This window comes from Nitratidesulfovibrio liaohensis (assembly GCF_011682075.1).
Lineage (GTDB): Bacteria > Desulfobacterota > Desulfovibrionia > Desulfovibrionales > Desulfovibrionaceae > Cupidesulfovibrio > Cupidesulfovibrio liaohensis.
Genome location: NZ_VSMK01000598.1, coordinates 1 through 1172 on the forward strand (window position 1 = coordinate 1; position 1172 = coordinate 1172).

General features: G+C 71.8%; 1 protein-coding gene. It reads right to left on the reverse strand.

All coding sequences use genetic code 11. From position 1 onward, the window contains the following. Positions 1 to 1158, reverse strand: a 1158-nt coding sequence (locus FVW27_RS16470) for a glycosyltransferase family 2 protein (protein WP_341806171.1), incomplete at its 3' end; no start/stop codon positions are given. Positions 1159 to 1172 lie beyond the last annotated feature (14 nt).

Consider the following 1172-nt stretch of genomic DNA (forward strand, 5'->3'; position numbering starts at 1 on the left):
ATCCAGCGCCCGGCGGGCCGGGCGGGCCGGGTCCGCCGCGCAGTGGGCGGCCACGGTGCGCAGATAGTCCGGGTACATCCGCTGGATGGTCGCGAAGGCCGCTTCCTTGAGCGGGGCGGCATCATCTCCGAATGACATCTCGCCCGCGTGGCGCACGAAGACATCGGCGGCCAGCAGGTGACGCCAGCCCAGCGCGGCGGCGCGCATGCAGAAGTCGTTTTCCTCGCCGTAGCCCCGGCCGAAGGTGGCCTCGTCGAACGGGCCGGTTTGCGTCAGGCAGGCCCGGCGGATCAGCATGCAGAAGCCCACCGCCGTGGGAATGTCCACGGCCACCCCGGCGTTGACCGTGGCGGCCAGCGCGTCCAGCGCCGCGGATGGCAGTTCCAGCCCGGCGCGGTTGTCGCGTTCCGTCACCGGGTAGCTGCAAATGGTGGCGTTGTTGGACAGCGGGGTGACGCTGCCCGCGTCGGGCCGGGCGGACAGGTGCGCGGCCATGCGGCCCAGCCAGCCGGGAAAGACCACGGTGTCGGAGTTCAGCAGCACCACGTCGCGCTCCGGGTGCAGGGCCATGCCCGCGTTGACCGAGGCCACGAAGCCCTTGTTGGCGGAGTGCTCCACCAGTTCCACCAGCCCAAGTGCGGCAAGGCTGCGCAGGGCCTGCGCCAGTTCCGGTTCCGGGCTGGCGTCGTTGACCGCCACCACATGGGCACGGGGCGCGGCAGAGTCCTCAGACTCAAGGTCCGCGATCAGCACGGAATGCAGGCAGGCCAGGGTCTGGTCCCTTCCAGCGTACACCGGCACGATGACGTCGATGACCGGGCGCGGCGGCGTACTGCCTGATACGTCAGAAAGCTTCGCCCGGCGCGCGGCCAGTTCGGTCCAGCGGGCCTCATCCGCAATGGGGGGCGGCGCGGGCCATGGCTCGCGGGTGTCCGGCTCGCTGATGGTCGGGCGTTCCGGGGCGGTGGCCTCCAGCGCTTCCAGCAGACGGGCGCGGGCGTCATCCGTGGCGGACGCGACTGTCTGGGCGGGCGGAACTTTCGGGGCGGTCGCCGTTGTGTCCTCCATCCCCCCCAGCAGGGCTTCCGCCGCGCTGGCCGCCGTGCGCAGGGTGGTGATGCGCCCGTGCTGGCGACCGGAGCGGGCGTTGGCCGCCACGCAGTGTTCCTCGG